A 24,355-nucleotide genomic window follows, 5' to 3' on the forward strand; every position below is an offset into this window, starting at 1 on the left:
GTAGTTTACGGCTGGTATTGACCGCTTAGCGTTAAACCAGAAAAGGTTTGATACGCATTTACGCTTAGATGCCATGTTCCCGCTTGAGGGTTACTAAATGTACATGTTTCAGCGTTACCATTTTTATAAGGACGACAATCATAGCTTGAGCTAGTTGGTTGACTGCCAAATTTTACAAATAAATCTGCATCACCGGTGCCGCCAGACGTTGTTACTGTAAAGTTAGCCATGCCAGCTGGCACATCTAGCGTGTAATGTTTCCACTGACCTGCATTTGCAGTAACATCAGACACTGTGCCACCACCTGCTTGAGGTGTACCTGAACCACCACCGGTTGAACCACCTGTAATGTTACCGACTAAGCTAACACCAGTGTAGGCAGAATAACCATTTAACATTATATGATAAGTACCTGGGGTTGGGTTATCAATAGAGCACTCTTCACTGTTACCGCCTTTATAAGGGCGACAGTCGTATGTAGAGGTAGTTGGTTTGCTACCAGCACGTACATACAAGTCAGCATCACCTGTACCACCGCTCATAGTGAAAGTAACATTAGTGGCACCGCTTGGGACTGTCATAGTGTAAAAGTCTTGTGCACTTGCTGCACCACTTAATCCCGTTTTCACTTGTCCATCAACAAGCTCATTATCACCTGATGTTGGCGGTGGTGTGCCACCTGATGCTGCGGCAACAGCGGCTGCAGCATCCACAATACCTGTGCCACAGCTAGTACATGTTGCAGAGAATGAGCGAGTGGTTGTTTTTAAGATGTTTTCAATTTCATCAGGAGTCGCATTTGGTTTAGCTTGTTTGATCAATGCAGCAACACCCGCAACATGAGGTGCAGCCATTGATGTACCTTGCGAAAAACCATAGCTGTCGCTTGATGGTGTTGTTGAACCTGAGTTGTAAGTAGATAAAACACCCTCAGAATCATTTGCAAAGCTTTGCGCGCCACCTGGGGCTGCTACATCAATATTACTACCATAATTTGAGTAATATGCGCGGCCACCATTACGGCCAACTGATGCAACGTTAACAACACCACTACAGTTACCTGGGTTGTAGTTTGCAGAATTATCGTTATCGTTACCTGCGGCAATAACAACAACAGTACCGTTATTGCGTGCTGTATTAATAGCATTTTGAGTCGTTGAGCTACATGCACCTGCACCACCCAAGCTCATGTTTATAACATCAGCAGGGTTAGCATTTGCCGATGTACCCGACACATTTCCACCTGAAGCCCAAATAATACCATCAGCAATGTCAGAGGTTAAACCTCCACATTTACCTAACACACGTACAGGCACTACTTTCGCGTCGTAAGCAACACCAGCAACACCTTCACCGTTATTAGTTACCGCAGCAACAGTTCCTGCTACGTGAGTACCGTGCCAGCTAGAACCTTGTGCACCGTTGTTACCACATTCTCCGGCTGCAACAGCATCCCCTGGATCGCGAGCATCGTTATCACGGCCATTGCCATCATTAGCGACTGATAGATTAGAGATCATATCGTAGCCAGGTAAAATATTGGCGTTTAAATCAGCGTGCGGACGGTAACCAGTATCAAGAACAGCTACAACCACGCCGCTACCTGTAGCAGTATCCCAGGCTGTTGGTAGATTTAGGCCACCGGCTTGCTCATAGTAATGCCATTGGTCGCCATAACGAGGGTCGTTTGGTGTTGCAAATGGTTTTAACATTTGATCGATTTCAATGTATTCAACATTGCCTGAATTGACCATTTCTTGCATAAACTGTTGTGCTTCTTCAGCATTGAGCTTTTTGTCGGCACGCATTACGTGATGATCATTCAATGCCATTGCGCGGATATATTTAGCTTTAACTTTACCTTTTTTTGAGGTGAAGTTTTTTACAAAGCTTTGCGCTTTTTTGTTCATCATTGCAGGCGATGCTTCAGCTGTTGATACGTTCATCATATCGCTATTATTTTTATATTTGATAATGAACTGAGTTTCAAACCCACCTTGATTTTGCATTTTAGCTGAGGTTTCAGCCATAGAAGGTGAGATTGCTTGTGCTGGATTTGCCATGCTTGAGCTGGCTGCAAATAGTGTACTTATTGTTAGCGCAACAGCGCATTTTTTAAATGAATCATTAGAAGTCATAATTACCCTTAGTTTTATTATTATTTGTGGAAAGCCACAAAGCGGGTACAAAGGTAAATGATCTGTTAACTATTTTGAAATATTAAATACGTATGTGCCTATTTCATTTAGTTATAACCGTGAATTCAGTAAGCTTTCAGTCGTTTTGTATTTGTTTTTATTATGTTGACGATCCTAATGTATTAGATTTATTTGGTGCTTTTTATCATTATTTAATCTTTATTGATAAATTAAAAACAATATAACAGCTATCTTGTTGTTACCGAAACTTTGTTATAATTCACCAAAGTTTTTAAGAGATGACCAAATGACTCACGTTGATGTGATAGTGATCGGTGCCGGAGCTGCAGGTTTAATGTGTGCAGCACAAGCAGGATATCGCGGCCGAAGTGTTACAGTGCTTGATATGGGTAAAAAGCCAGGACGTAAAATTTTAATTAGTGGCGGCGGGCGTTGTAACTTTACTAACGAAAATGCGAGCCCTAATAACTATTTATGCACTAATCCCCATTTTGTAAAGTCGTGCTTAAGTCGTTATACCCAGCATGACTTTGTAGAGCTTGTAGACCGACATGGTTTGGCGTATCACCATAAAACATTGGGACAATTATTCTGTGACAATAGCGCACAAGACATTGTTGATATTTTACTAACAGAGTGTGAGTGGGCGGGTGTTACAATTAAACTACGCAGCGAAGTGTTAAATGTAGCTAAAACAGCAACAGGTTACAGTGTCACAACTGAGCAAGAAACACTGACCTGTGAGTCGTTAGTTGTCGCATCTGGCGGTTTAACTATGCCTAAACTTGGCGCGACGCCAATAGGTTATAAAATTGCAGAGCAATTTGGTTTAAAGGTATTGCCGACGATGGCCGCTCTAGTTCCCTTTACCTTACATCAGCACGATAAAGAGCGTTTTGAAGGGCTTTCGGGTATTAGTATTTCTTGTGAAGTTGCAAGCGAAGATGGCACTGTATTTAAAGAGAATATTTTATTTACTCACCGCGGCTTATCCGGGCCTGCCATATTACAAATAAGCTCATTTTGGCGAGCAGGTCAGGCGGTGACGATCAATTTATTACCTGAACTAGATTTAAAGCAACAGCTAGCCGATTGGCGAGAAACGCAAGCGCAAAAATCGTTAAAAAATAGCCTTGCTACTATCTTACCTAAGCGTTTTGTTGAAATACTCTATGACAGTAAAGCTATTCCTGATTGCAATATTAACCAGCTAACGCATGGCCAAATAGATGCACTCGCGGATTATATTCATGCTTGGCAAATTAAGCCAAATGGTACCGAAGGTTACAGAACCGCAGAAGTGACTTTAGGTGGTGTAGATACCGATGAGCTAAGCTCAAAAACATTTGAGGCTAAAAAAGCCAAAGGTTTATACTTTATTGGTGAAGTGACCGATGTAACGGGTTGGCTAGGAGGCTATAATTTCCAATACGCGTGGAGCTGTGGATTTGCCGCTGGGCAATACGCGTAAAAAGTCGCTCAGCGCGGCTTATTAAACCTGCCACTTAAGCTCTTAAGTGGCATTTTTTATTTCTAACTTTTAAGTCTATATTGCTGCATTTTACTATTCGGTTTTTCGGGAATAGTCATTTCGATTATGCCTGCATCAATTGCAGGTTTTAAATAGCGCTCTCTAAAATGTTTTCGATCTTTTAACCCTAGCTGGTTTTGTAGCTCTTGTCGGTTTAATGGTTTTTCGCTTTGGTTAAATACATTTATTAAAGCGATGACTTGGGGGGCTTGTATGTCTAAGTGTATAGTGTTTTTAACTTGAGGGGGTTGTTGTGGGGTTTGGATTTTTGTTATTGATTTTAAATCACTTTCTAAAATATCTAATGCTGAAAGTAATGTCTCTAACATGTACTCAATAAACACGGATGAGTCACCGGTTTTGGTACTTAGGTTAATGCTTTCAAAGTATCGTTGGCGTGTTGCCGATATTAAGTTATGAATGTTTAGCAATGAAAACAGCGTATGCCATTGTGATAATTGTTGGGTTTGCCACACACACGCTAACTCAGTATTACCCTGTGCAACCGGTTGAATAAACTGTAATTCATAATGGCATACTGCACTACTGATTAGAGGGTGGTGGTTAGTTGTATTAAACCACGCAAATAATTCTTCTACCATTTGTGGCACTCGAATTGCCTGTGGTGCCATTTGTAAGCCATTTTTTAACGCTAGACCTTGCTCCCTATAACGGCCTGACTTTTCACTTTGATCTTTCATTAAGCTGCGATGCAGAGCTAATAAGCTATCTGGGCTTGATAGGTCAGATACTGTAAATTGAAATTCAGAGTTTTTCATTTGTATAGAGGTGAGTTTTTGTTGCTTATAGTGCTCAATAGTTGCTGGCGAATATAAGGCACTGATTTTACCTAAAGCTTCACTAATATTTGCAATGCTGTGAGTCATGCTGGCTGAGATTGAAAATGGGGGAGTGGCGTTGCTCATTTCGTTATAGAGGTTATTTAAATCAGGAGATTAGAATACGCGAACTGAATATAAAAGTCAGTTTTAATAGTGATTTAGTATTTATTTAAAACTTTACATAGTCTTTAATTACTGGTTTTAAATGTTAAACCGACGCCAAATAGCGCCGGTTTATTAGTTACTCTTCGATAAACGCTTCACCTTCGTTCATCCACTTAGCGGCTGGCTTGCCTTTTAAGTAATGATCAAAGTACTGCATCATACGTACTGAGAAATCTACCTGATTAGGGAATTGCTTTAAGTGATGCGGTTCACCTTCATATTGTAAAAATGTAGCATCTTTACCCGCACGGCGCAGTGCTAAGTAATATTGCACGCCTTCATGCCATGGCACAGCATCATCTTTATCACCAAACATAATCAGAATCGGGGTATTTACTTTATCCGCAAAAAAGACTGGTGAGTTCTCAATATAAAGCTCAGGGGCTTCAAATAAGTTTTTACCAATGCGACTTTGCCCTGTTTCATATTGAAATTGGCGAGCAAGCCCTGACTTTAAGCGAATGCCACTGTAGGCGCTGGTCATGTTAGACACTGGCGCCCCCGAAACTACAGCTTTAAACATATCAGTTTCAGTGATCATAAACGCGCTTTGATAACCCGCCCATGAGTGGCCTTGTAGCCCTATTTTATTAGCATCGGCAATGCCTAAATCAATCAGCTTTTGGGTGGCGTTGATCATGGTTTGCGTTGAAGACTTACCTGGATGACCTATTTCAAAGCGAATATCAGGTAAAAAGATGGCGTAGCCATTTGATGTAAACATCGGAAAGTTAGGGCGATGATTTAATTCCATTTTAGGGAAATCGTACATACGCTGGCTCATATAGCGGTAAAAGTACACCACAACCGGTACTTTATCGCCTTTTTTATAGCCGGCAGGTTTGATTAATACCCCTTGTAAATCTTCTCCATCAAAGCCTTTATAGCTAATAAGTTCAGGCTTTTCTCCCCAAGCAAAATTAGTTACCTGAGGATTAAGGTTAGTGACTTGTTGTGCTTGTTTGAAGCTAAAGTCTGTTTGATAAATATCAGGAAATTGCTGATAGGTTTGCTCAGTAAATAAGTATTTATCGGCATTTTTGGCTTTTTTAATTACATCAAAACGCTTATTACCTGTGAGTACTTTAGTAACGTTAAGCGTTGTTAAATTAAGTTTAGCCACCTCACTTTGCTTACTTTGTAAGTTAATTGCAGAGAGCAAAAGAGTATCATTGCTGTTAAAGCCCACTTGGTTTTTATCAAGCTTGATTACTCTGTACTGAGTATTACTTTGTTTACCATTAGTTAAGCGTTTGGCTTGCTTGGTATTTACATTAAACGACCAAATATCATATTTACTATAAACCAGTATTTCGCTGCTATCGTTAAGCCAGCCAGCAAAGCCATAGCCAGGCTGCTTAGATGGGTAATCGTGTTTGTCATCGGCAAAGGTAGCGTTAATTGCTTTGCTGAGTACGCTCACTTTGTTATTGCCTAAGTTTTTAAGCTGTACTTGGTTGTTATCAAAGTAAGCAGCAAACTGACCATTAGGCGCAAGGCTAGGTCTAAATGGATAGTCGTTAATAATAGGTGTTTTTTTACCCGTTTTTATATCAACCGCAAAGTAGTCAGCAAAAAAGCCGCCATACATTATTTTTTCAAGATGGGCTAGATTTGAGTAGCCTAATAATGAATCCGCGCGTTCAGTATTAAGTACCAGCTCTGGCATATTTGGTGTGCTTAACTGTACAACTTGTTGCGAGTTTACATGGTATACCGCCGTGTAATGTCTGTTTTTATTGTTTTTATGCCACTGCTGCTCTTCGCGAGGTTTAATTTGTGCATCGTTGTTGTGCCATACATTTAACCCTTTTTGGTCGCGAATAACCTCAAAGTTATACAGTGACGACTCATCGGTATATTCTTTTTGCTTAACTTTTGCAGCAAGTTTTGGGCGGTTTTCAAAGTATAGGCGTGTACCATCTTCGGCCCACGTTAATGTCGCAGTTTTACCCATTAACCATTCTGGGTTAGGTGACTGCACAGTGGTAAGCGTTTCGTTCTGCCAAAGCGTTAATTCGTATTGGCGGCGACGCTTATCATCGTTTACATAGTTACCTAAAGTAAATGCAACACTCTTATTGATTGGATGCCAAGCTATTTTGTTGGCAACCACACCAGGCTCGTCAATTAATGCTGTGCTGGTAAAATCATTGAGTGAAAATAAAGTAATTTGATTATTATTACCATCCACATAGCTTTGGCTCACTAATAATTGATCGCTGGTGGCGCTAATATCATAGGTGAAAGCACTTTCAAGAGTGTGGGTGCGTTTATCGCTTAAGTTGACGACAACCAGCGGGTAGCTTTTATCTTTTTTATCAGCTGTGATAGCGCTATCTTTATCGGAGTTTTCATCATCCGCGTCGGTGCTCTCATTTTTACGATAGGCAAGCCATTGGCCGTTATTAGCGAGTACGTAATCTTTTACGTCATTAAAGCGTTGTTGCTCACCGGTTTGGGTATTCACTAATACTAGATTGTTTTTTAAATCACTTTTTTTCTTAGTGGTCTCTTTTTCAAGTAGGGTAGGCACTTGGGTGAATACGACCCAGTTCGCCATTTTGTTAATTGTAGGGCGAGTGCCTCGCTCTACTTCAGCAATAAGCTTGTTGTTATTTAGCGAGTAGACTTGCCCAGTGGCATTACCACGATAAGGAGTTGCACTTAAAGAGAGGATTTGACCATTTTCAGAAAGCTGTGTGCCTTTTGCAGATTTAAAATCAAATACATCTTTAAATTCTAATGGCTTATTTGCTAAGGCACTGGCGCTCGTTAAGCTGGTAATAAGTGCACAGCCTATAAGAGTGAGTTGTGTTTTCATTATAGATTCTCGTTTTTTAACATTATTTTATTGTAACGAGTTTTAATAACAATTCGAGTAGATACGATAAGTGGTAGCAGGGCAGAGATGAGAGACTAAAAATGAATGGTAAAAGGTAAAAGGTAAAAGGTAAAAGGTAAAAGGTAAAAGGTAAAAGGTAAAAGGTAAAAGGTAAAAGGTAAAAGGTAAAATTTTAGGGCCACGGGATGCGAGGTGTTTGGCATTTGTGAAAAAATAGGAGTGGGAGTGGTTTATTTAATACCTTGTTAGCATCACTAACAAGGTATTACTTCGAATCTTATAACCAAATTTTTTGTAATTCTGGCCATTGTTTTTCAAATTGCTCACTTGGGCGAGCACTAAAATTACTGCGCACAAACTGATTCATTTTACCTTCAACGTAGGCAAGCAAAAAGTTAGCTAGGGTTAACTCATCGCTTTGGAAGTTTTTACCTTCACGTAGCTTACGCTCTCTAAGAATTTGTTTAAATTGGGTTTCTAGTTTTTCAAATAAGCCCTGTACACGCTCACGAAGTCGCTCTTGCTCACCTTGTAGAGCGTCGCCTGTTAATATACGAGTAATGCCAGGGTTTTTCTCAGCAAATGTTAGCAGCAGTAATAGGGTGTTATATACGCGTGCTTTGCTTTCTTTTTCGTTATCTAAAATAAGATTAATACGTGATAGCAGGGTATCTTCAATAAATTCAATTAATCCTTCAAACATTCGCGCTTTGCTCGGAAAATGACGATAAAGAGCGGCTTCAGAAACGCCAACTTCTGCGGCAAGTTTGGCTGTTGTAATACGCTGGCCAGGGCTGGTTTCTAACATTTGTGCGAGTGCTTGCAGTATTTGCTCTTTGCGATTACTTTTTTTTGTCGCAGGCATGAACATTCCTTTTTTAATAGTTATTTTTTCTACATCAACGTGCGATAACACAGCTACCGGCCTAGTGTTTGTGCGGGCAATAACCAGTGAAGCGATATTTTCACGTATTACGTGAAGCTCTGGTACTGCGCAAGCATTAAACTATATTAGCGAAGTAAAATTACACTAAAAGGTCACAAGGCGTCATCATGTTAATGTTTTATTCAGTTTGTTTCCAGCCTTTTTATAATCGTTTGGCAAGCTGCTCGATCACTTTGATGGCTATTTCTGTTTTGCTGGTCTCAGGTAAATCGAGTTGTTCATTTTGCCAGTAAAGAGTGAGTGCGTTACGCTCTGAATTAAAGCCCAAATCACTCTGCGACACGTCGTTTGCACAAATCATATCGAGGTTTTTATTGGTTAGTTTCCCTTTAGCGTAGTTAGCAACATTTTGCGTTTCTGCTGCAAAGCCGACAGTGTAAGGGCGGCTTTGTGTAAGGTTTGCTACTGCTGCTATAACGTCTGGGTTCTTAACTAAGCTAAGAGTGAGTTCATCGCCTTGTTTTTTCATTTTTTGCGTGGCGATATTTGCTGCGCGGTAATCGGCTACAGCAGCGCAACCAATAAAGGCGTCTGATTGAGGTGCGTAATTGAGAGACTCTTGCAATAGCTGCTCAGCACTTTCGATATTAATTAAATTAACCCCTTGCGGTGCCGCAATAGTTACTGGGCCTGAAATTAAGTTAACTTGCGCGCCAAATAATAAAGCAGCTTGTGCTAGTGCATAGCCCATTTTTCCTGAGCTGTGGTTTGATATAAAACGCACTGGATCGAGAGGCTCTCGGGTTGGGCCTGCAGTAATAGTAATGGTTTTACCCGCTAAGAGTTGTGGTTGCGCAGGTTCAATGCATAAACTCACTAACTCATGCGGTTCAAGCATTCGTCCTGCACCTACATCGCCACAGGCTTGCTCACCTTTGCCAGGCCCCCAAACAGCAACGCCACGAGCCTTTAAAGTGGCTATATTAGCTTGCGTAGCAGGGTGCGCGTACATTTGCTGATTCATAGCTGGTGCCACAGCCACTTTTGCAGGAGTTGCGAGTAATAACGTAGTAAGTAGATCATCAGCAATGCCTACCGCCATTTTTGCAATAATATTGCTGGTGGCAGGAGCAACTAAAATTAGATCAGCCCATTTGGCAAATTCAATATGTCCCATTGCAGCTTCTGCTGATGGGTCTAGCAATGAGTCAGACACCACTTCACCACTGACAGCTTGCATCGTTAACGGGGTAATAAAATGCTTTGCTGATTCAGTCATTACAACTTTAACGTCACAACCATGGTCTTTTAAACGTCTTACAAGTTCGGCACATTTGTAGGCTGCAATTCCGCCGCTAATACCCAGCACTATTTTTTTATTTGTTAAATTAATCATGGTTGTTTATCAATTTTATAAGATATGCTGGCTAAAATAACAAATCTTAGGCCTGACAGCTAAGATAAAATGCGTTTTATTGCGCTAATTTTTAATTTTGCATTACAGTTATATGGTACTGACCGTTTTCAAGGATGAACGATGCAATTAACCTCACTCCCTAATTCACTCAGACCGCGAGAAAAGCTGCTAGCAAAAGGCGCTAAGGCACTCTCTGATGCTGAGCTACTGGCTATATTTTTACGTACTGGCTTACCGGGTATGAATGCGATAGAGCTAGCACAACATCTGATCAATGAAAATAGAACCCTGCATAATTTGTTTAATGCCAGCATAGATGAGTTTTGTGCGCAAAAAGGGCTGGGTACAGCTAAATACGTACAGTTACAAGCGGTACTTGAGCTGAGTCAGCGTTATATGCAAGAAGGCTTTGTTCGCGATGCCGTTTTTAACTCCCCTCAAGCTGTTTACGACTATTTAACACTGAAAATGCGAGGCCTGCAGCAGGAGGTGTTTATGGTGTTGTATCTTGATAGCCAAAATCGTTTATTAAAAGATGAAATTTTATTTTATGGTACGATTAACGCCGCCAGTGTGTATCCGCGTGAAGTTGTTAAAGCGGCTTTAAAAAATAATGCAGCGACGGTTATTTTTTCACATAATCATCCCAGCGGTATTGCAGAGCCAAGTCAGGCCGATAAGCTAATTACCAATAAATTGTGCCAAGCGCTGCAATTAGTCGACATAAATGTATTGGATCATATTATTATTGGCGGTGAAAATTGTGTTTCGTTTGCCGAACGGGGACTTATTTAAGTTTATCGCTCGCAGATATGTGCTAAAAATGAGCGGTTTAGTGTGTTTTGGTAAATTAGTTTAATTTAAATGCAGTTTTTACTTTCCCTAAGGGCATTCGATCTTTATAATTAGCCGCTATCAAATTTACACATGAGCTGGTTGGATAAGATCAGTATTTGATCTTTGCCTGTAAAAGCTGTATAAAGAGCGCCCTTCGATTTATCTCTAGGGCACAAATACATGGCCTTAGGGAAAATTAAGCTCGAGCGAAGTTATTGGAGATATATAGACATGTCTAAAGTATGTCAAGTTACAGGTAAGCGTCCAGCGGTTGGTAACCACCGTTCACACGCGAGAAACGCGACTAAACGTCGTTTCCTACCTAACCTACAAACACACCGTTTTTGGGTTGAAAGTGAAAAACGTTTTGTAACATTACGCACTACTACTAAAGGTATGCGTATTATCGATAAAAAAGGCATTGACACGGTTCTTACAGAAATCCGTGCTCGTGGCGAAAAAGTTTAAGGAACTGAATTATGCGCGATAAGATCCGTTTAGTTTCAACTGCTGGTACTGGTTTTTTCTACACTACCGACAAGAACAAGCGTAACATGCCTGAAAAAATGGAAATCAAAAAGTTCGATCCTAAGGCTCGTAAACATGTGATTTTCAAAGAAGCTAAAATCAAGTAATTTAGTTTTCTTTCAGAAATGTAAAAACCCAGCTTATGCTGGGTTTTTTGTTTTTAAAATCCACTCTATTATCCACCGACAATATACTCACCGTAATTGTGTCCATTTAATTAAACCGCTAACTGGCTTTTGTTAAGCACCATAGCTTATTTCTTTAATAACGGTATCAGTTGTTTGTAATACCAATCCGCAATAATACTTAATCATTTTACGGGGCTAAACGTGTCGCAACCTGCGTTAAAAAATTCTCGTTTAGAACAACTAAATAGCAAATTTTTTGCCTAGCTATCAACACGTTTTTCCAGCCTCAAAATAGACCACTTAATTAAGCGAATTGGTATAACCAAAGAAAACATAAAGAGTATTAAATGACTTTACGGGCTAAGCTGTTGGGTGTTGTGTATTTAGAGTGAGATTGTGCGGTGTATAAGCATGTCTGGAGAGGGAACGGGTGTTTTACTATGGCTCGCTAGGGTATAAACTGTAAGTAGCTCTAAGGCTACTTACAGCGCGGTATTTATACTTTAAAGTTCTCTACTGATATTCTTAGTTCTTCGGCTAACTTAGCCACTTCTGAACTTGAAATATTCGTTTGTACAGCACCTTCTGCTGTTTGCTCGGCAATAGCAACAATAGACTCTAAGCGTTCACTGATCTCTTGTGATACTTGTTGTTGTTCTTGTGCTGCTGTTGATATCTCTTCACTGACATTGTGCGCTTGCGATACCGCAAGAGTAATTGAATCCAGTGCACTATTAGCTAAATCACTTTGCTCAACACACGAAACCGCGCGTTCTTTACCTTTTTCCATTGCCTTAACTGCTTCTTCAGCGCCCGACTGTAGTGATTCAATCATAGATTGAATTTCTTGTGTCGACTCTTGAGTTTTACTTGCAAGCGATCTTACTTCATCAGCTACCACAGCAAACCCTCGACCGTACTCACCGGCACGCGCTGCCTCAATCGCCGCATTAAGTGCAAGTAAGTTAGTTTGCTCAGCTATACCACGAATAACGTCTAAAATACTACCAATTGAGGCGCTGTCTTTGTGTAGTTTATTAATAACACTTGATGCTTCATCAACTTCGTAAGCGAGTTGTTCAATGGTTGCTTTATTTTGATTTGAAATACCTTTAACGCGTTCAGCTTCTTTATCGGCATTTTTGATTTCGCCTAGTGCTTGTTGAGCACTGTTGCTCACTGTTTGAGAAGTACTGCTCATTTCAGTGGTTGCGGTTGCCGCTTGCTCTACTTGCGCTTGTTGATTACTAATTGCTTTGCTTGATTCACCGGTAATTGTTGAGGTTTGCTCAGAAGCGGCAGCAAGTTGTGTTGAACGCGAAATAATACCGGTAATTAAGCTGCGTAAGCTATCAATTAAGGTATTACAGCTTTTCGATAATTCACCAAATTCATCTTTTGCGCTGTCATCTAAGCGTTGAGTCATATCACCACTGGCAACAATATCTAGAATGCGGTTAACTTCAGCTAATGGCTTAGTAATACGGTTAACCGTAATAATGGCTACAAGCACAGCGATGATAGTCGCAATGATCATACCTATCCAAGTCCATAAATTAGCTGAGTTTACATCGCTGCGAACGCCTTCTTGCAAAGTAAATGCAACGCCGCTTGCTTGTAATACTAATTCGTCAATTTGGCTAAGTGCTGTTTTAGTGGCTTTTTCCGATTCTTCTAATTCACGTTCAGTTGTGCTGATTGCATCAATAAGGCGTTTTTTATTCGCTGAAAGGCTATCGTTACCTAAGATATTGCTTTCAAGCGTATCTACGTAGCCTTTTAGGTCGTTAAACAAGCCGCTATGGCTTTGCTCTATCGCGGGTTGTATTAATGCAACAGTACGAACGACTTCTTCAAAATAATACACTTGTTCATTTTTAATAATATCGAGCGTGTTAAGCGTTTTAACAGTTAACATATCGGTGCTGCTGGTAACCACAGACATAAAGTTATTTTCAAGGTTATTAGCTGCTTGGTAAGCACGCGGGTGGTTATCTTCTAAGCCATCAATATCAATAATATCAAGTACCATAGAGTTAGCGTCTTCAGCCGCGAGTTCAACAGTTTCTAATTGAGCTTTGAGCTTTTTATTAAGCACTAACTGAGTGTTTTTGTCTTTCAGCAGACTCTCTATAATGTTTAAAAAACTTAAGTAGGTTTTTTCAACGTCAAGGCTGCTCTTATTTAATTGTGGGTCATCTTTTACTACCTGTTGTAGTTCGCGATGTAACTTATCAAATAATTGTTTTTGTTCTTCTATTTGTGCTTTTATTGGCGCTAGCTCTTGAGCAGATGAAGTGTGAAAACTGGCTTGAGCAGCTTTACTCATCAAAATAAATTCAGCTTGTAATTGAGCGCTCTTGTTTAATGCCGGAAGCGATAGCTGATTAACTTTTTGAGTTGAACGATCTATATTTGCTATTTTTATTAAAGAGTTACCGCCAATAATTAAAAGTAATAAAGTGATAAATATAAAACCACCCCAAATACGTTGACTCACTGTTAGATTCATATGGTTTTCCATTCAAAAATACGTCTATTAAAACTTATCGGCGCTTTCAACAATAAGTTAAGTAATTAAAAATAATTAATTTTTACTGTTAATAGTTAGTTGCTAAATTTACCGTGAAACTTCATCACACACTAAGCATACATAATTCAACTATTCGACTATGGATATAAAATAATACAAGGCAATTCTCCTCGTCCTTAATTAGATTAAGGGAGTGTTGCTATTTTTTACACTTAGTTGTGAATGGTTTGTAATTATGCAATTTAACATGCACTCTTAAACTTAACAGATGTATTAACTTTTTTCAGTTTATTTAGACAAAAGTTGTGATTTTTCTGAAAATTTTTGTTTGCTTTGTAAATCTATTAAGGTCATTGAGCCGCCCCAGACGCAACCTGTGTCTAGAGCGTACAGGTGTTTGTAGGGAGTTTGACCTTCAAGGGCAGCCCAATGACCAAAAATAAGGTCATGTTGAGCGTTAACGATTTTAGGGTGAGAAAACCAAGGAATTAATGAGTAGCTATTGGCTGTTGCTTCTTTTGCATTAAAATCAAGCAAATTATCAGGCGTAATAAAGCGCATACGGGTGAAATAATTAACGATATAGCGAAACTTTGCAGCGTCATCGAGCTGCTCACTCCATGAAAGTGGGTGAGGCTTATACATGTTTTTTAAGAAGTATTGAGCGTTGTCAGCACCATAGCATTGCTGCGCAAATTGGGCGTGCTGAATGGCTTGCTCGCATGACCAATCAGGATTAAGTCCTGCGTGAGAGATAAAACAATCATACTGCTCTAAATAAAGAGCTAAAGGCTGAGTTAGTAAAAACGCGATGTAGTCGGGGAGTTTACTGCTGTTGAACAGTGTCGTTAGTTTGTCTTTAGGGTTGGGTGCAACATTGTTTAAATAACAGGCAATCATGTGTAAGTCATGATTGCCTAATGTGACGCTAACGCTGTCTTGATGTTGATAAATATAATCAAGGCACGCTTTGGAGTCTGGGCCGCGAGCAACAATATCACCTACTAGGTAGAGGTGGTCTTTGCTGGGGTTAAAGTCGACTTGCTTTAACAATAAATTAAATTCGTTAAAGCAGCCTTGTAAATCACCTATTGCGTAGTCAGCCATTAGTCGCTGTTTTAATCAGTGTAAGATATTAGGGCAAGCTAAACGGAACACATTTATGGGTGCTTCAAACTCAGCACCAAACTCGTTTCGTAAAGTGTAATGCCCTTGCATGGTGCCTACGGGAGTATCTAATATTGCACCACTGGTGTATTTGTAACTTTCACCAGGGGCTATATCTGGGGTTTCACCCACCACACCTTCGCCTTGCACTTCTACTTCTTTACCGTTGGCATCGGTAATTAACCAATAGCGGCTAAGTAGTTTTGCACTACATAAACTGTGGTTTTTTATAGTAACGGAATAAGCAAATACAAATTTATCAAGTTCAGGTTGCGATTGCTCTTCTACATAAAATGTTTCTACAGATACCTTTACAGGTGATCCCATATTACTGCTTGTTGTCATAAATCCAGTTAGCTATATCAATAAATTGTTGTAACGACAGGCTCTCAGCACGCAAGGTAATATCAATGCCAATGCTGGTTAACTCTTCAGCGGTTAAAAGGTTGCCTAGGCTATTGCGCAGTGTTTTACGACGTTGATTAAACGCTTCTAAACAGACTGTATTTAGTATTTTAACGCTTTTAGCTGTGCGCTGTTCTGCCTTTTTAGGGATTAGACGAATAACCGCAGAATCTACTTTAGGTGCAGGTTTGAAGCACTCAGGCGGTACTTCTACTACAGGCATCGCATTACAGTAGTATTGAGTCATTACACTCAAGCGGCCAAAGGTTTTGCTGCCTGGGCCTGCAACCATGCGTTTTACCACTTCTTTTTGCAGCATAAAGTGCATGTGCTCAATATGATCGGCAAATTCAAAAAGGTGAAACAACAAAGGAGTAGAAATGTTGTACGGTAGGTTACCAAATACTTTTAGCTTTTTGTCGTCTTTAACTAGGCTTGCAAAATCAAACTTCATTGCATCGCCTTGGTTTACGGTTAATTTGGGCCCTAAAAAAGGGTGTTCAATTAAACGTTGGGCTAAATCTTTATCTAGCTCAACAACCGTTAAATGGCCACTTAAATCGGCTACAGGCTCAGTAATAGCGCCAAGGCCTGGGCCAATTTCGACTAAATTATCTTGCGGCTTGGGATCAATAGCGGTGACAATTTTATCGATGATTGATTCATCGAATAAAAAGTTTTGGCCAAAACGTTTACGGGCGCGGTGTCCTAAATGTACTTTATCGGTCATTGATTCTGTGCTTTTTCATGGGCGAGCTTAATTGCTTCGCGGATCGCTAATTCAAAACTGCCAACATCAGCATCGCCTGTACCGGCTAAATCAAGCGCAGTACCGTGGTCGACTGAAGTGCGGATAAATGGAAGGCCAAGAGTTATATTCACTGACTTACCAAATCCTTTGTATTTTAGCACAGGTAATCCCTGATCGTGATACATAGCCAGTACTGCATCGGCTTCATTTAGGTATTTATCTTGAAATAATGTATCTGCTGGTAAAGGACCGATTAAGTTCATCCCTTCAGCTCTTAGTATGTCAAGTGTAGGCGTTATCGTGTCGATTTCTTCGCGGCCTAAATGGCCATCTTCACCAGCGTGCGGGTTTAAGCCACAGACTAAAATACGCGGTTGCTCAATACCAAACTTGGTTTTTAAGTCATGATTAAGAATATTAGCCACTTTAACCAGTCGCTCTTGGGTAATAGCACGAGCAACATAAGCAAGCGGGATATGTGTTGTTACTAATGCAACTCGCAGCCCTTCGGTAGCCAATAACATAACAACATCAGCGGTGCCCGACTGTTGAGCAAAGTACTCAGTGTGGCCACTAAAAGAAATACCGGCTTGGTTAATAATACCTTTATGAACAGGGCCAGTAACAACGGCATCAAAAGTGCCGTCCATATTCTTCTCACTGGCGATACGCAGTGTATCTAGTACGTATTGACCGTTTGCGTCATTTAGCACACCCAGTTCAACTGACTCGGCTAAATCAATCTGTTTTATATATAAGCTGCCAGCCGCTGTAGGCATGGCTTCGGCGCTTTCATCAAATTCAATTAACTTAATGTTTAAACCTAAATGTTTAGCGCGCTGCTTTAGTAGCGATGCATCTGCAATTGCAACTAGCTGTGCATCCCAGCTGTGCTGTGCCAGTTTTAATAGCAAGTCAGGGCCAATGCCAGCAGGCTCACCAGGGGTTACCGCAATTCTTAAGGTCATAATTATTCGTCTGTTGGGAAAATTTCAACATGGGCTTGTTCGCGCATTTCTTGCTGCCAGTTAAAGCTTTCTTCTTTAAATTTACGATTAAACAACATGCCATGTGCACGATTACGTTTAGCTTGCTCGGTTTTATCAGCAACGCGTGTATCTAATAACTGTACAATGTGCCAACCATACTGAGTTCTAAATGGTTCGCTGATTTCGTTTTGATCAAGAGATAGTAATGTATCTCTAAACGCAGGTACGTAGGTAGTTGGATCAGTCCAGTCGTATTGTCCGCCTTTAAGTGCTGAACCTGGATCTTGCGAGTGCTCTTTAGCTAGTTCTGCAAAGTCAGCATTTCCAGCACGTAAATCCTTAACAAAGCCAGTTAGCATAGTGCGGGCTTTTTCTTCGCTTAAAATAATTGAAGGTTTAATAAGAATATGACGAGATTTAACTTCTGTGGTTTCTACTACTTGGCGACCACGTACGTCTTGCACCTTAATAATGTGAAAACCTGCGCCAGAGCGAAGCGGGCCAATAATCGCATCTTTCTTTTGACCTTTTACAGCTTCTGCAAATAAAGATGGCATTTCGTTAATGCCCATCCAGCCTAATTGACCTCCCTCAAGCGCTTTTGAGCCACTTGATGAAGAAATAGCAATACGCTTAAATTCTTGGCCGTCTTGCAGCAGTTCAATTACTTTGTCTGCGCGTGTTTTTGCAGAGCTTACGTCGTCTGCACTTGCCCCGCTTGGAATATCGATAAGAATATGACCAATATCGTATTCTTCGGCATTTTGGCCTTGGCTATCCATAATTTTTAGTAAGTTATCAATTTCTTGGTCACTTACATATATACGGCGGTCTACGTTTGCACGCGTTACTTGTTGCGTGGTTATCTCTTTACGAATTTCTTCACGGTAAGCTTGAAAGCTCTCACCCGACGCTTCAATAGTGCGACGTAAATCAGCAATTGTACCGCCTTGCTCTTTGGCCATGTTGGCAAGTGTTTGGTCAAGCTGGCTATCTGAAATCTCTAAGCCCATGCGCTCAGCCATTTGCATCATTAGCGTTTGATTAACTAAGCGCTCAATTGCTTGTACACGTAGTGTTTCGTCTTTTGGTAGCTGTTGATTTTGTTCTTCTGCTTGCTTTTTAACACGATCAACAATGGTATCTACTTCACTTTTTAAAATAACGCCTTGGTTTACAATACCAATCACTTTATCTATTTCGACCGGTGCGGCGAATGCACTTTGGCATAAGCTAAACGTTAAAACTGCTGATGTTAATAATTTTTTTAAATTCATATTCTTTTTACTACTCTTACTAATAGTACTGTTGTAATGCTAAAGGCGACTAGATTGATATAGTTATTTGTAAATTTTTACTATACAAAATGCAGCTTAGTCATTAAGAAAATACGGCCTACGATAACCAAAAATACCTTGTTGTAATAATTTTTGAGCATCATAACGGCTTTTACTACCAAGCCCTTTTAATACAAAATTCAAACGAATGCTCGAATCAAAAGTGGCTTGGGGTTGTCCAATTGACTGATTTAAATCAGTTTCAATTTGGCGGTGGCCAGTAATTTGGAACGCCCAACAGCACGATTCATACTGTAATCCACTAAATACTTCAATACTGCGGTTATTATCAAGGTCGCGATGGTAACTTGCAATAAATTGCCATTCGTCACTAATAGGGATACTTGTAAATAAGCCCGCTTGTTCGATTGTATTTCCTGAGACATCATTTGCATAGCGATGGTTCAATTGAACCAGCTGATTATCGTCACCTTTATAATCTAAGGTTAAATTTGACTGGATAATTTGCTTGCCATCCGTGTCGTACTGAATTCCACCCGATAAATACCAGCGGCGATGCCAATGTAACATGGTTTGCGCTGCAAACAAGGCATTGTAGTTACTGTCGCTATTCAGCCCTTGCTCTGTGGGCTTGGCTGAATCACTTAAATAAAATATTTGGCCAGCACTGAAATTAAATACTTCTTCATTTTTATTATCAAATAAACGGGTGGTTGCCCCAAGCGTAAACTGATTTGCAGCGGCAATACGGTCAACACTTGAAAAACGCGCATCTCTAAATAAGCCAAAAAAGTCATCTTGTAATTTAGTGGTATCGTATAAGCCAATGTCAGACTGATCTTTGTTAGGCGTATATAAATACTGAATTTGTGGCTCTAAGGTTTGAATACCATCGTCGATAAAAATTGAGGTATCACGCTCAAAGTTAAGCTGAGAATATAAGCGCACTTTTGGCAATGTGCGCGAAACATTATCGCTATACTGTGTACCCTGTAAATCACCGTCTTGTTTATAGTTAGTTTGCAATAAGCTCACTTCAGATAAAAACGACCAGGCATACTCTTTGTAATCAAAGCGTGCTTTAGGTTCTATATGCACGCGAGTTGCTTGATCAATAACCGCTGAGCTATTAGTAAAGTGGCTCAGCTCCCCTGAAACAGTAAAATCGAAGTAATCAATTTTCCACGGCGTAGTTTGTGTAAAGCTAACTTGCGGTAAGGCTGTATATGACTCTAAGTGGTCACCGAGTACTTCAAAGTTTTGTATTTTTATATCAGTACGCCACATCTCGCCCATGTGAGTTAGTGAGCCGGTACGATAAAGCTGAGTATCGGTTTTACTTGCATAAGTTGAGTTTAAATCAGTGAGGTAGTTATCATCACTGACATTGGTAATATCAATACTGGCTCGCCAGTCTTCGCCTATATAGCTTTTTTGTTGCCAATGAAACAAAAAACGCTCGTCAAGCTCAGGCTCTGAGTCATCTTTATTTAAGTATTCGACAGCCACTAAACCTTGGTGTTCTGGAGTTAGATATCTAAATTCAGTTTGTAGCTGTAAACCTTTACGTGACATATAACGCGGCGTAATGGTTGCATCATAGTTTGGAGCAATATTCCAATAATAAGGCGTAATAGTCTCTAACCCATAACGATCTGAACTTGAAAAGCTGGGCGTTAATAAGCCTGACTTACGGCGCTCATCGAGTGGGAAAGTAAAATAAGGTAAATAGAGTACTGGCGTGTCTAAAATACGTAGCACCGCATTGTAGGTTTCACCCCAGCCTTCTTCTCGTGATAAATTAATTTCGTCGGCTTCAATAGCCCACACAGGCGTATTACCTGGGCAAGCAGTAAAGCTTGCATTCATCAGCATTAAGCCAGACTTGTCGATGGTGAGTTTTTCCGCGCCGCCTTTGCCTTGCTGTTGTGTTAGGCTGTATTGTGCGCCTAATAAGCTAAAGGCTGAGTTATTTAAATCGGCGTTTAAGCCCGCACTTTGAACTTTGCTCACATAATCGCGATAGGTAATAGGGCCGGTGGCATTGAGTAAGCCGCGTTGTTTATCAATCAGTGCTGATTGTGCGGACAAACTCATGTTAACGGTGTTAATATCAACATTACCAGTAAATTCAGCGCTTTGTGTGCCTAAAAGCTCAACGTCATCAGCGCTGATATCAACCGTTCCAAGCTCAAGGCCAGCTAGCGGTTGCCAAGCTCTGGTTTGCATTGAAGTGCCACAAAAGTTGTGTGTCAGTTCAGTTTCGGCAAGCGATGGTGCGCTCAGTACGCTTAGCATCAAAATGCCCCAGGTTTTGCTCATTTATCGACCTTTATGCTCTGTGATTAGTTACAAGCTATACATAATAAAGGAAAACAATAGCAAAGTAATTAGTGAAAAATAGATAGCTTATAAAATGACACGTTTTGAGAGTTTACAACAGTTTATTAATACTCACTTTAGTGAGCAATCTTGCGCGCTTAATGCAATAACTGCAGATGCCAGTTTTCGCCGTTATTATAGGTTAAACGCTGAAAATAAAAACTTTATTGTGATGGACTCAGATCCAAAAAAAGTTAACAACGTCCCTTATATTGCATTAAATAAGGTGTTTTCTGAGCAGGGGTTTTTATTACCATCCATTATTCATAGTGACGAGCAGCAAGGTTTTTTTATTTTAAGTGATTTGGGTAACACCCATTTAGCTGACTTGCTTGATGATGCCAATCGCAGCGAGCATTACCAGCAGCTGATCAGTTTAAGTGCCAAGTGGGCTAAAACGCCTAAAGCTCCGTCAATGAATCCGTATGACCATGACTTTATTGCACTTGAGCTGGATATTTTTAAAAATTGGTTAGTTAATGATTTTATTAGTACAGAGCTCAGCGCTGAGCAACAAAATATATGGCAAACAAGTGCTGCGCTGCTAATCAATACACTGCTTGAACAACCCACAGTGACTATGCATCGCGATTACCACAGCCGTAATATTATGCGCTGCGAGCAGCAATGGGCAATTATTGATTATCAAGACGCGGTACAAGGTCCGTTATGTTATGACTTAGTCTCGCTTTTAAGAGATTGTTATTTTAAATTGCCCAACGACGAGCTGACTCATTTACTTGAGTTTGGTTATGACGAATTTAAGCGCCAAAGTTTAATAACTAACGAGTCATTCGCACAATTTAAGTATTGGTTTGATTTAACCGGCTTGCAGCGCCATTTAAAAGCAGCGGGTATTTTTTGTCGCTTGTATTTACGGGATGGCAAAAAAGGTTACTTAGCGAATATACTACCGACACTAACTTATATTGTTGAAGTGGCGGCAGAGTACCCAGAGCTTAGTGATTTGTCTGATTGGGTAAAAAGTTACGTGGTGCCAAAGGTACAGCAGCGGTTAAAAGAGGAACAATTATGAAGGCCATGATTTTAGCTGCTGGACGCGGTAAACGTATGATGCCGCTCACCGCACAGTTGCCAAAACCTATGTTATGTGTAGCAGGTAAACCGCTAATTGAGCATCATATTATGCGCTTAAAAGCGGCTGGTATAACGCAAATTGTGATTAACCTTGCGTGGCAAGGAGATAAAATAAAAACCTACTTTGCAGATGGCAGTGCATGGGGTGTAAGTATTACCTATAGCCAGGAAGTAACTGGCGGGCTTGAAACTGCAGGCGGTATTATTCAAGCACTTCCTTTATTAGGTGAGTCATTTATTGTTATTAATGGTGATGTTTACAGCGACTACGATATTAGTGCATTAATGCAGCTGCATTTACAGCCAAAAGAAGCGCACATTGTATTGGTTGAAAATCCTGCGCATAACCCAGAGGGTGATTTTACCCTAAGCCACTTACCTAATAGTGAACAGCGCTATACCTTTTCTGGAATTGGCCGTTATCAGGCTGATTTCTTTGAAGGGCTGGCCCCAGGTATCCGCCCGTTAGGGCCTTTACTGCGTGAAAAATTAAATGAACATTTAGTCTCCACTGAACTCTATATTGGCCAATGGGACGATATAGGTACACCAGAGCGTTTATCGACTCTTAACCAACAATTAGCGCCATAAGCTAAATATAAAACACTAGAGGTAAGTTTCAAAATGTGGGGAAAAATTCTCGGTTTCTGTTTTGGTTTTATGTTTGGCAAAATATTTGGCGCCATTTTAGGCTTATACCTAGGTCATATGTTTGATAAAAGCCTAAAGAAAGACTTTGATCAGGCTGGCGGCTTCTCTAACCTTTTTAAGGGCGATGATGTTAACGAACGCCAAGCACTGTTTTTTTCTAGCTGCTTTGCAGTAATGGGGCATATTGCCAAGTCAAATGGACGAATAAGTGAAACCCATATTAAAGCTGCGACGCTATTTATGGATGAAATGGGCTTAAAAGGCGAAGAACGCCGTGAAGCTCAACAAGCGTTTCAATCAGGTAAAGATAGCGACTTTTCTCTCAAAGACACGGTTTATGACTTTAAAGAACGTTTTGCTAAACGTTACGATTTACTGCAGTTATTTTTAGAAATTCAAATACAAATGGCGTTTTCTGATGGCGTGCTTGCCGCACAAGAAAAGCAATTATTACAAGAAGTCAGCAAACAGTTGGGTGTATCTAAAGCGCACTTTGCGTTTGTGCTAAAACGTTACCAAGCTGAGTTTAATTTTAGGCAGCAACAACAGCGCTTTAGACAGCAGCAAAGTCAAAGTAGTAGTTACCGAGAAGGCTCAGGACATCATGTACCGCCAAGTAATGATATGAATCGCTCGCAGGCATTGGCCTTATTGGGATTAAATAAAGACGCGTCGCAACGTGATATTAAAGTAGCGTACCGAAAGCTTATGGCTCAGCACCATCCTGATAAACTGGTATCGCAAGGTTTACCTAAGCACATGATGGAAGTGGCAGTTAAAAAAAGCCAAGATATTCAAGCTGCTTACGAGTATTTAAAAAAGGCGGCGTAAAAAACCGTCTATTTCTTTGCTTAAGCGTGCATGTTGCTGCGGCGCATCGCGTAATCCAAATAGCTGGCGCTGGCGGTAATCAAACTTTGCATTACGGTTAACCCAACGCTGACGGTTTTTAAGGTTCATTAAAATATCATTACTGTCTGTAGCAAAATAAATATCCAACAAAGCAGGGGTGACCAAGGATGTTATTTGGCTTAACTTGGCATTGCGCTTTGTGTTAGGAAGGTAACTACTCAAACTAATGAAGGCGTTTATTTTTAAGTCTGCAAATTCAGCGTAGTGCTCCAACAACACCCCAGCACTAGTGCCTTGTGCAATAACAACAATATTGTCAGACTCCATTGCTGCCTGCTGATACAAAGCTTCGTAGCGAGCGAGCAGTTTTAACTTGTAGTTATCCACGACCTCGGTATTTACTTGCTCAACATAGTCGGCATGATGAGGCTGTTTTTGTGTGCTGGTGTCAGGCTCATTATTTGTGCCCACAGAATCATTAATCGTTTTTGCTGTGTCATCTTGGGCTGCTTGCCAATCTATATCAGGAACTGTCATCGCATAAGAAGTGTACCCATGATTATTCAGCTCTTTACGCAAAAAGTTCATGCCGGAATTGTTTGTGGGCGTTGATTGCCAGTCAGGAATGAGTATGACTACCCCTCTAAAGTCGGCGCTCATATATTCACTGTATAAAGTTAAAAACTCAGTATCACCAACTAAAATAGACTTTACTTCATCACTTTGGGCTAGGCGAGAGATATCCGCATCAATATTTTTTGAAAAGGGAGGAGGAGCGATATACTCAGCACTAAGCACTTGAAAACTGATTAATGCACAGCCAAGCGAAAGAGTAGTAATAATGACTTTAAACATCTGCGTAATAAACATAATAAGCTTTTAATTTAAATC

At 40.4% G+C, this 24,355-nt stretch carries 20 protein-coding genes; 7 read left to right on the forward strand and 13 right to left on the reverse strand.

Features of this window, described 5'->3' with window-relative positions:
• Positions 1 to 5 precede the first annotated feature (5 nt).
• Positions 6 to 2,138 carry a S8 family peptidase gene (locus tag DK924_RS00795; RefSeq protein WP_109874106.1) on the reverse strand — a complete coding sequence of 711 codons (2,133 nt, stop codon included), beginning with the start codon at positions 2,136 to 2,138 and terminating at the stop codon, positions 6 to 8.
• A 307-nt stretch (positions 2,139 to 2,445) separates the two neighbouring features.
• On the opposite strand from DK924_RS00795, the gene DK924_RS00800 reads away from it, so the two are divergent.
• The gene (locus DK924_RS00800) at positions 2,446 to 3,630 is read left to right on the forward strand and encodes an NAD(P)/FAD-dependent oxidoreductase (RefSeq protein ID WP_109874107.1); all 1,185 of its coding nucleotides are present in this window, start codon (positions 2,446 to 2,448) and stop codon (positions 3,628 to 3,630) included.
• A gap of 62 nt (positions 3,631 to 3,692) precedes the next feature.
• On the opposite strand, the gene DK924_RS00805 is transcribed toward DK924_RS00800, so the two are convergent.
• The 4 genes from DK924_RS00805 to coaBC all read right to left on the reverse strand — a co-directional run bounded on the left by DK924_RS00805 (position 3,693) and on the right by coaBC (position 9,824).
• Positions 3,693 to 4,616, reverse strand: coding sequence for a Fic family protein (locus DK924_RS00805; RefSeq protein WP_109874108.1), 924 nt, complete (start codon positions 4,614 to 4,616; stop codon positions 3,693 to 3,695).
• A gap of 157 nt (positions 4,617 to 4,773) precedes the next feature.
• Positions 4,774 to 7,521, reverse strand: coding sequence for a prolyl oligopeptidase family serine peptidase (locus tag DK924_RS00810; protein WP_109874109.1), 2,748 nt, complete (start codon positions 7,519 to 7,521; stop codon positions 4,774 to 4,776).
• Positions 7,522 to 7,819: 298 nt separating this feature from the next.
• Positions 7,820 to 8,407, reverse strand: a complete 588-nt coding sequence (slmA, locus tag DK924_RS00815; protein ID WP_008113236.1) for a nucleoid occlusion factor SlmA — start codon at positions 8,405 to 8,407, stop codon at positions 7,820 to 7,822.
• A 223-nt stretch (positions 8,408 to 8,630) separates the two neighbouring features.
• On the reverse strand, positions 8,631 to 9,824 hold the full coding sequence (coaBC, locus tag DK924_RS00820) for a bifunctional phosphopantothenoylcysteine decarboxylase/phosphopantothenate--cysteine ligase CoaBC (protein WP_109874110.1): 1,194 nt from the start codon (positions 9,822 to 9,824) through the stop codon (positions 8,631 to 8,633).
• Between the two features lie 141 nt (positions 9,825 to 9,965).
• Between coaBC and radC the strand changes: the two genes are divergently transcribed.
• From radC to rpmG, 3 genes are all read left to right on the forward strand, one after another.
• Positions 9,966 to 10,640 (forward strand): DNA repair protein RadC, encoded by a 675-nt coding sequence (gene radC, locus DK924_RS00825; protein WP_109874111.1) that lies wholly within the window; start codon positions 9,966 to 9,968, stop codon positions 10,638 to 10,640.
• Between the two features lie 273 nt (positions 10,641 to 10,913).
• A complete protein-coding gene (rpmB, locus tag DK924_RS00830) occupies positions 10,914 to 11,150 on the forward strand; it encodes a 50S ribosomal protein L28 (protein WP_008464111.1) in 237 nt (78 codons plus the stop codon).
• An 11-nt stretch (positions 11,151 to 11,161) separates the two neighbouring features.
• Positions 11,162 to 11,317, forward strand: coding sequence for a 50S ribosomal protein L33 (rpmG, locus tag DK924_RS00835; protein WP_004587947.1), 156 nt, complete (start codon positions 11,162 to 11,164; stop codon positions 11,315 to 11,317).
• A 517-nt stretch (positions 11,318 to 11,834) separates the two neighbouring features.
• Here rpmG and DK924_RS00840 read toward each other — a convergent pair.
• The 7 genes from DK924_RS00840 to lptD all read right to left on the reverse strand — a co-directional run bounded on the left by DK924_RS00840 (position 11,835) and on the right by lptD (position 20,803).
• Positions 11,835 to 13,850, reverse strand: coding sequence for a methyl-accepting chemotaxis protein (locus tag DK924_RS00840; RefSeq protein ID WP_010391635.1), 2,016 nt, complete (start codon positions 13,848 to 13,850; stop codon positions 11,835 to 11,837).
• A 309-nt stretch (positions 13,851 to 14,159) separates the two neighbouring features.
• Positions 14,160 to 14,978 (reverse strand): symmetrical bis(5'-nucleosyl)-tetraphosphatase, encoded by an 819-nt coding sequence (locus tag DK924_RS00845; RefSeq protein WP_109874112.1) that lies wholly within the window; start codon positions 14,976 to 14,978, stop codon positions 14,160 to 14,162.
• 15 nt (positions 14,979 to 14,993) lie between these two features.
• Positions 14,994 to 15,383, reverse strand: a complete 390-nt coding sequence (gene apaG / locus DK924_RS00850; RefSeq protein ID WP_041709470.1) for a Co2+/Mg2+ efflux protein ApaG — start codon at positions 15,381 to 15,383, stop codon at positions 14,994 to 14,996.
• Positions 15,367 to 16,173: a 16S rRNA (adenine(1518)-N(6)/adenine(1519)-N(6))-dimethyltransferase RsmA gene (gene rsmA / locus DK924_RS00855; protein ID WP_010391631.1), complete on the reverse strand. Its 807-nt coding sequence runs from the start codon at positions 16,171 to 16,173 to the stop codon at positions 15,367 to 15,369. The genes apaG and rsmA overlap by 17 nt, the downstream gene beginning before the upstream one ends.
• Positions 16,170 to 17,162: a 4-hydroxythreonine-4-phosphate dehydrogenase PdxA gene (gene pdxA, locus DK924_RS00860; RefSeq protein WP_033103982.1), complete on the reverse strand. Its 993-nt coding sequence runs from the start codon at positions 17,160 to 17,162 to the stop codon at positions 16,170 to 16,172. The genes rsmA and pdxA overlap by 4 nt, the downstream gene beginning before the upstream one ends.
• A 2-nt stretch (positions 17,163 to 17,164) precedes the next feature.
• A complete protein-coding gene (gene surA / locus DK924_RS00865; protein ID WP_010391628.1) occupies positions 17,165 to 18,460 on the reverse strand; it encodes a peptidylprolyl isomerase SurA in 1,296 nt (431 codons plus the stop codon).
• Between the two features lie 96 nt (positions 18,461 to 18,556).
• A complete protein-coding gene (lptD, locus tag DK924_RS00870; RefSeq protein WP_054201929.1) occupies positions 18,557 to 20,803 on the reverse strand; it encodes an LPS assembly protein LptD in 2,247 nt (748 codons plus the stop codon).
• A gap of 94 nt (positions 20,804 to 20,897) precedes the next feature.
• On the opposite strand from lptD, the gene DK924_RS00875 reads away from it, so the two are divergent.
• From DK924_RS00875 to djlA, 3 genes are read left to right on the forward strand one after another with little or no spacing between them, the layout of a single operon-like run.
• Complete coding sequence (locus DK924_RS00875) at positions 20,898 to 21,899, forward strand: aminoglycoside phosphotransferase family protein (RefSeq protein ID WP_109874113.1); 1,002 nt, start codon at positions 20,898 to 20,900, stop codon at positions 21,897 to 21,899.
• Positions 21,896 to 22,552, forward strand: coding sequence for an N-acetylmuramate alpha-1-phosphate uridylyltransferase MurU (gene murU / locus DK924_RS00880; RefSeq protein ID WP_109874114.1), 657 nt, complete (start codon positions 21,896 to 21,898; stop codon positions 22,550 to 22,552). The genes DK924_RS00875 and murU overlap by 4 nt, the downstream gene beginning before the upstream one ends.
• A 33-nt stretch (positions 22,553 to 22,585) precedes the next feature.
• Positions 22,586 to 23,443, forward strand: coding sequence for a co-chaperone DjlA (gene djlA / locus DK924_RS00885; protein ID WP_010391624.1), 858 nt, complete (start codon positions 22,586 to 22,588; stop codon positions 23,441 to 23,443).
• On the opposite strand, the gene DK924_RS00890 is transcribed toward djlA, so the two are convergent.
• The gene (locus DK924_RS00890; RefSeq protein ID WP_109874115.1) at positions 23,426 to 24,334 is read right to left on the reverse strand and encodes a DUF3530 family protein; all 909 of its coding nucleotides are present in this window, start codon (positions 24,332 to 24,334) and stop codon (positions 23,426 to 23,428) included. The genes djlA and DK924_RS00890 overlap by 18 nt on opposite strands.
• Positions 24,335 to 24,355 lie beyond the last annotated feature (21 nt).

It is taken from the genome of Pseudoalteromonas sp. meg-B1, from assembly GCF_003173795.1.
In the GTDB taxonomy this organism is placed as follows: Bacteria; Pseudomonadota; Gammaproteobacteria; order Enterobacterales; family Alteromonadaceae; genus Pseudoalteromonas; species Pseudoalteromonas undina.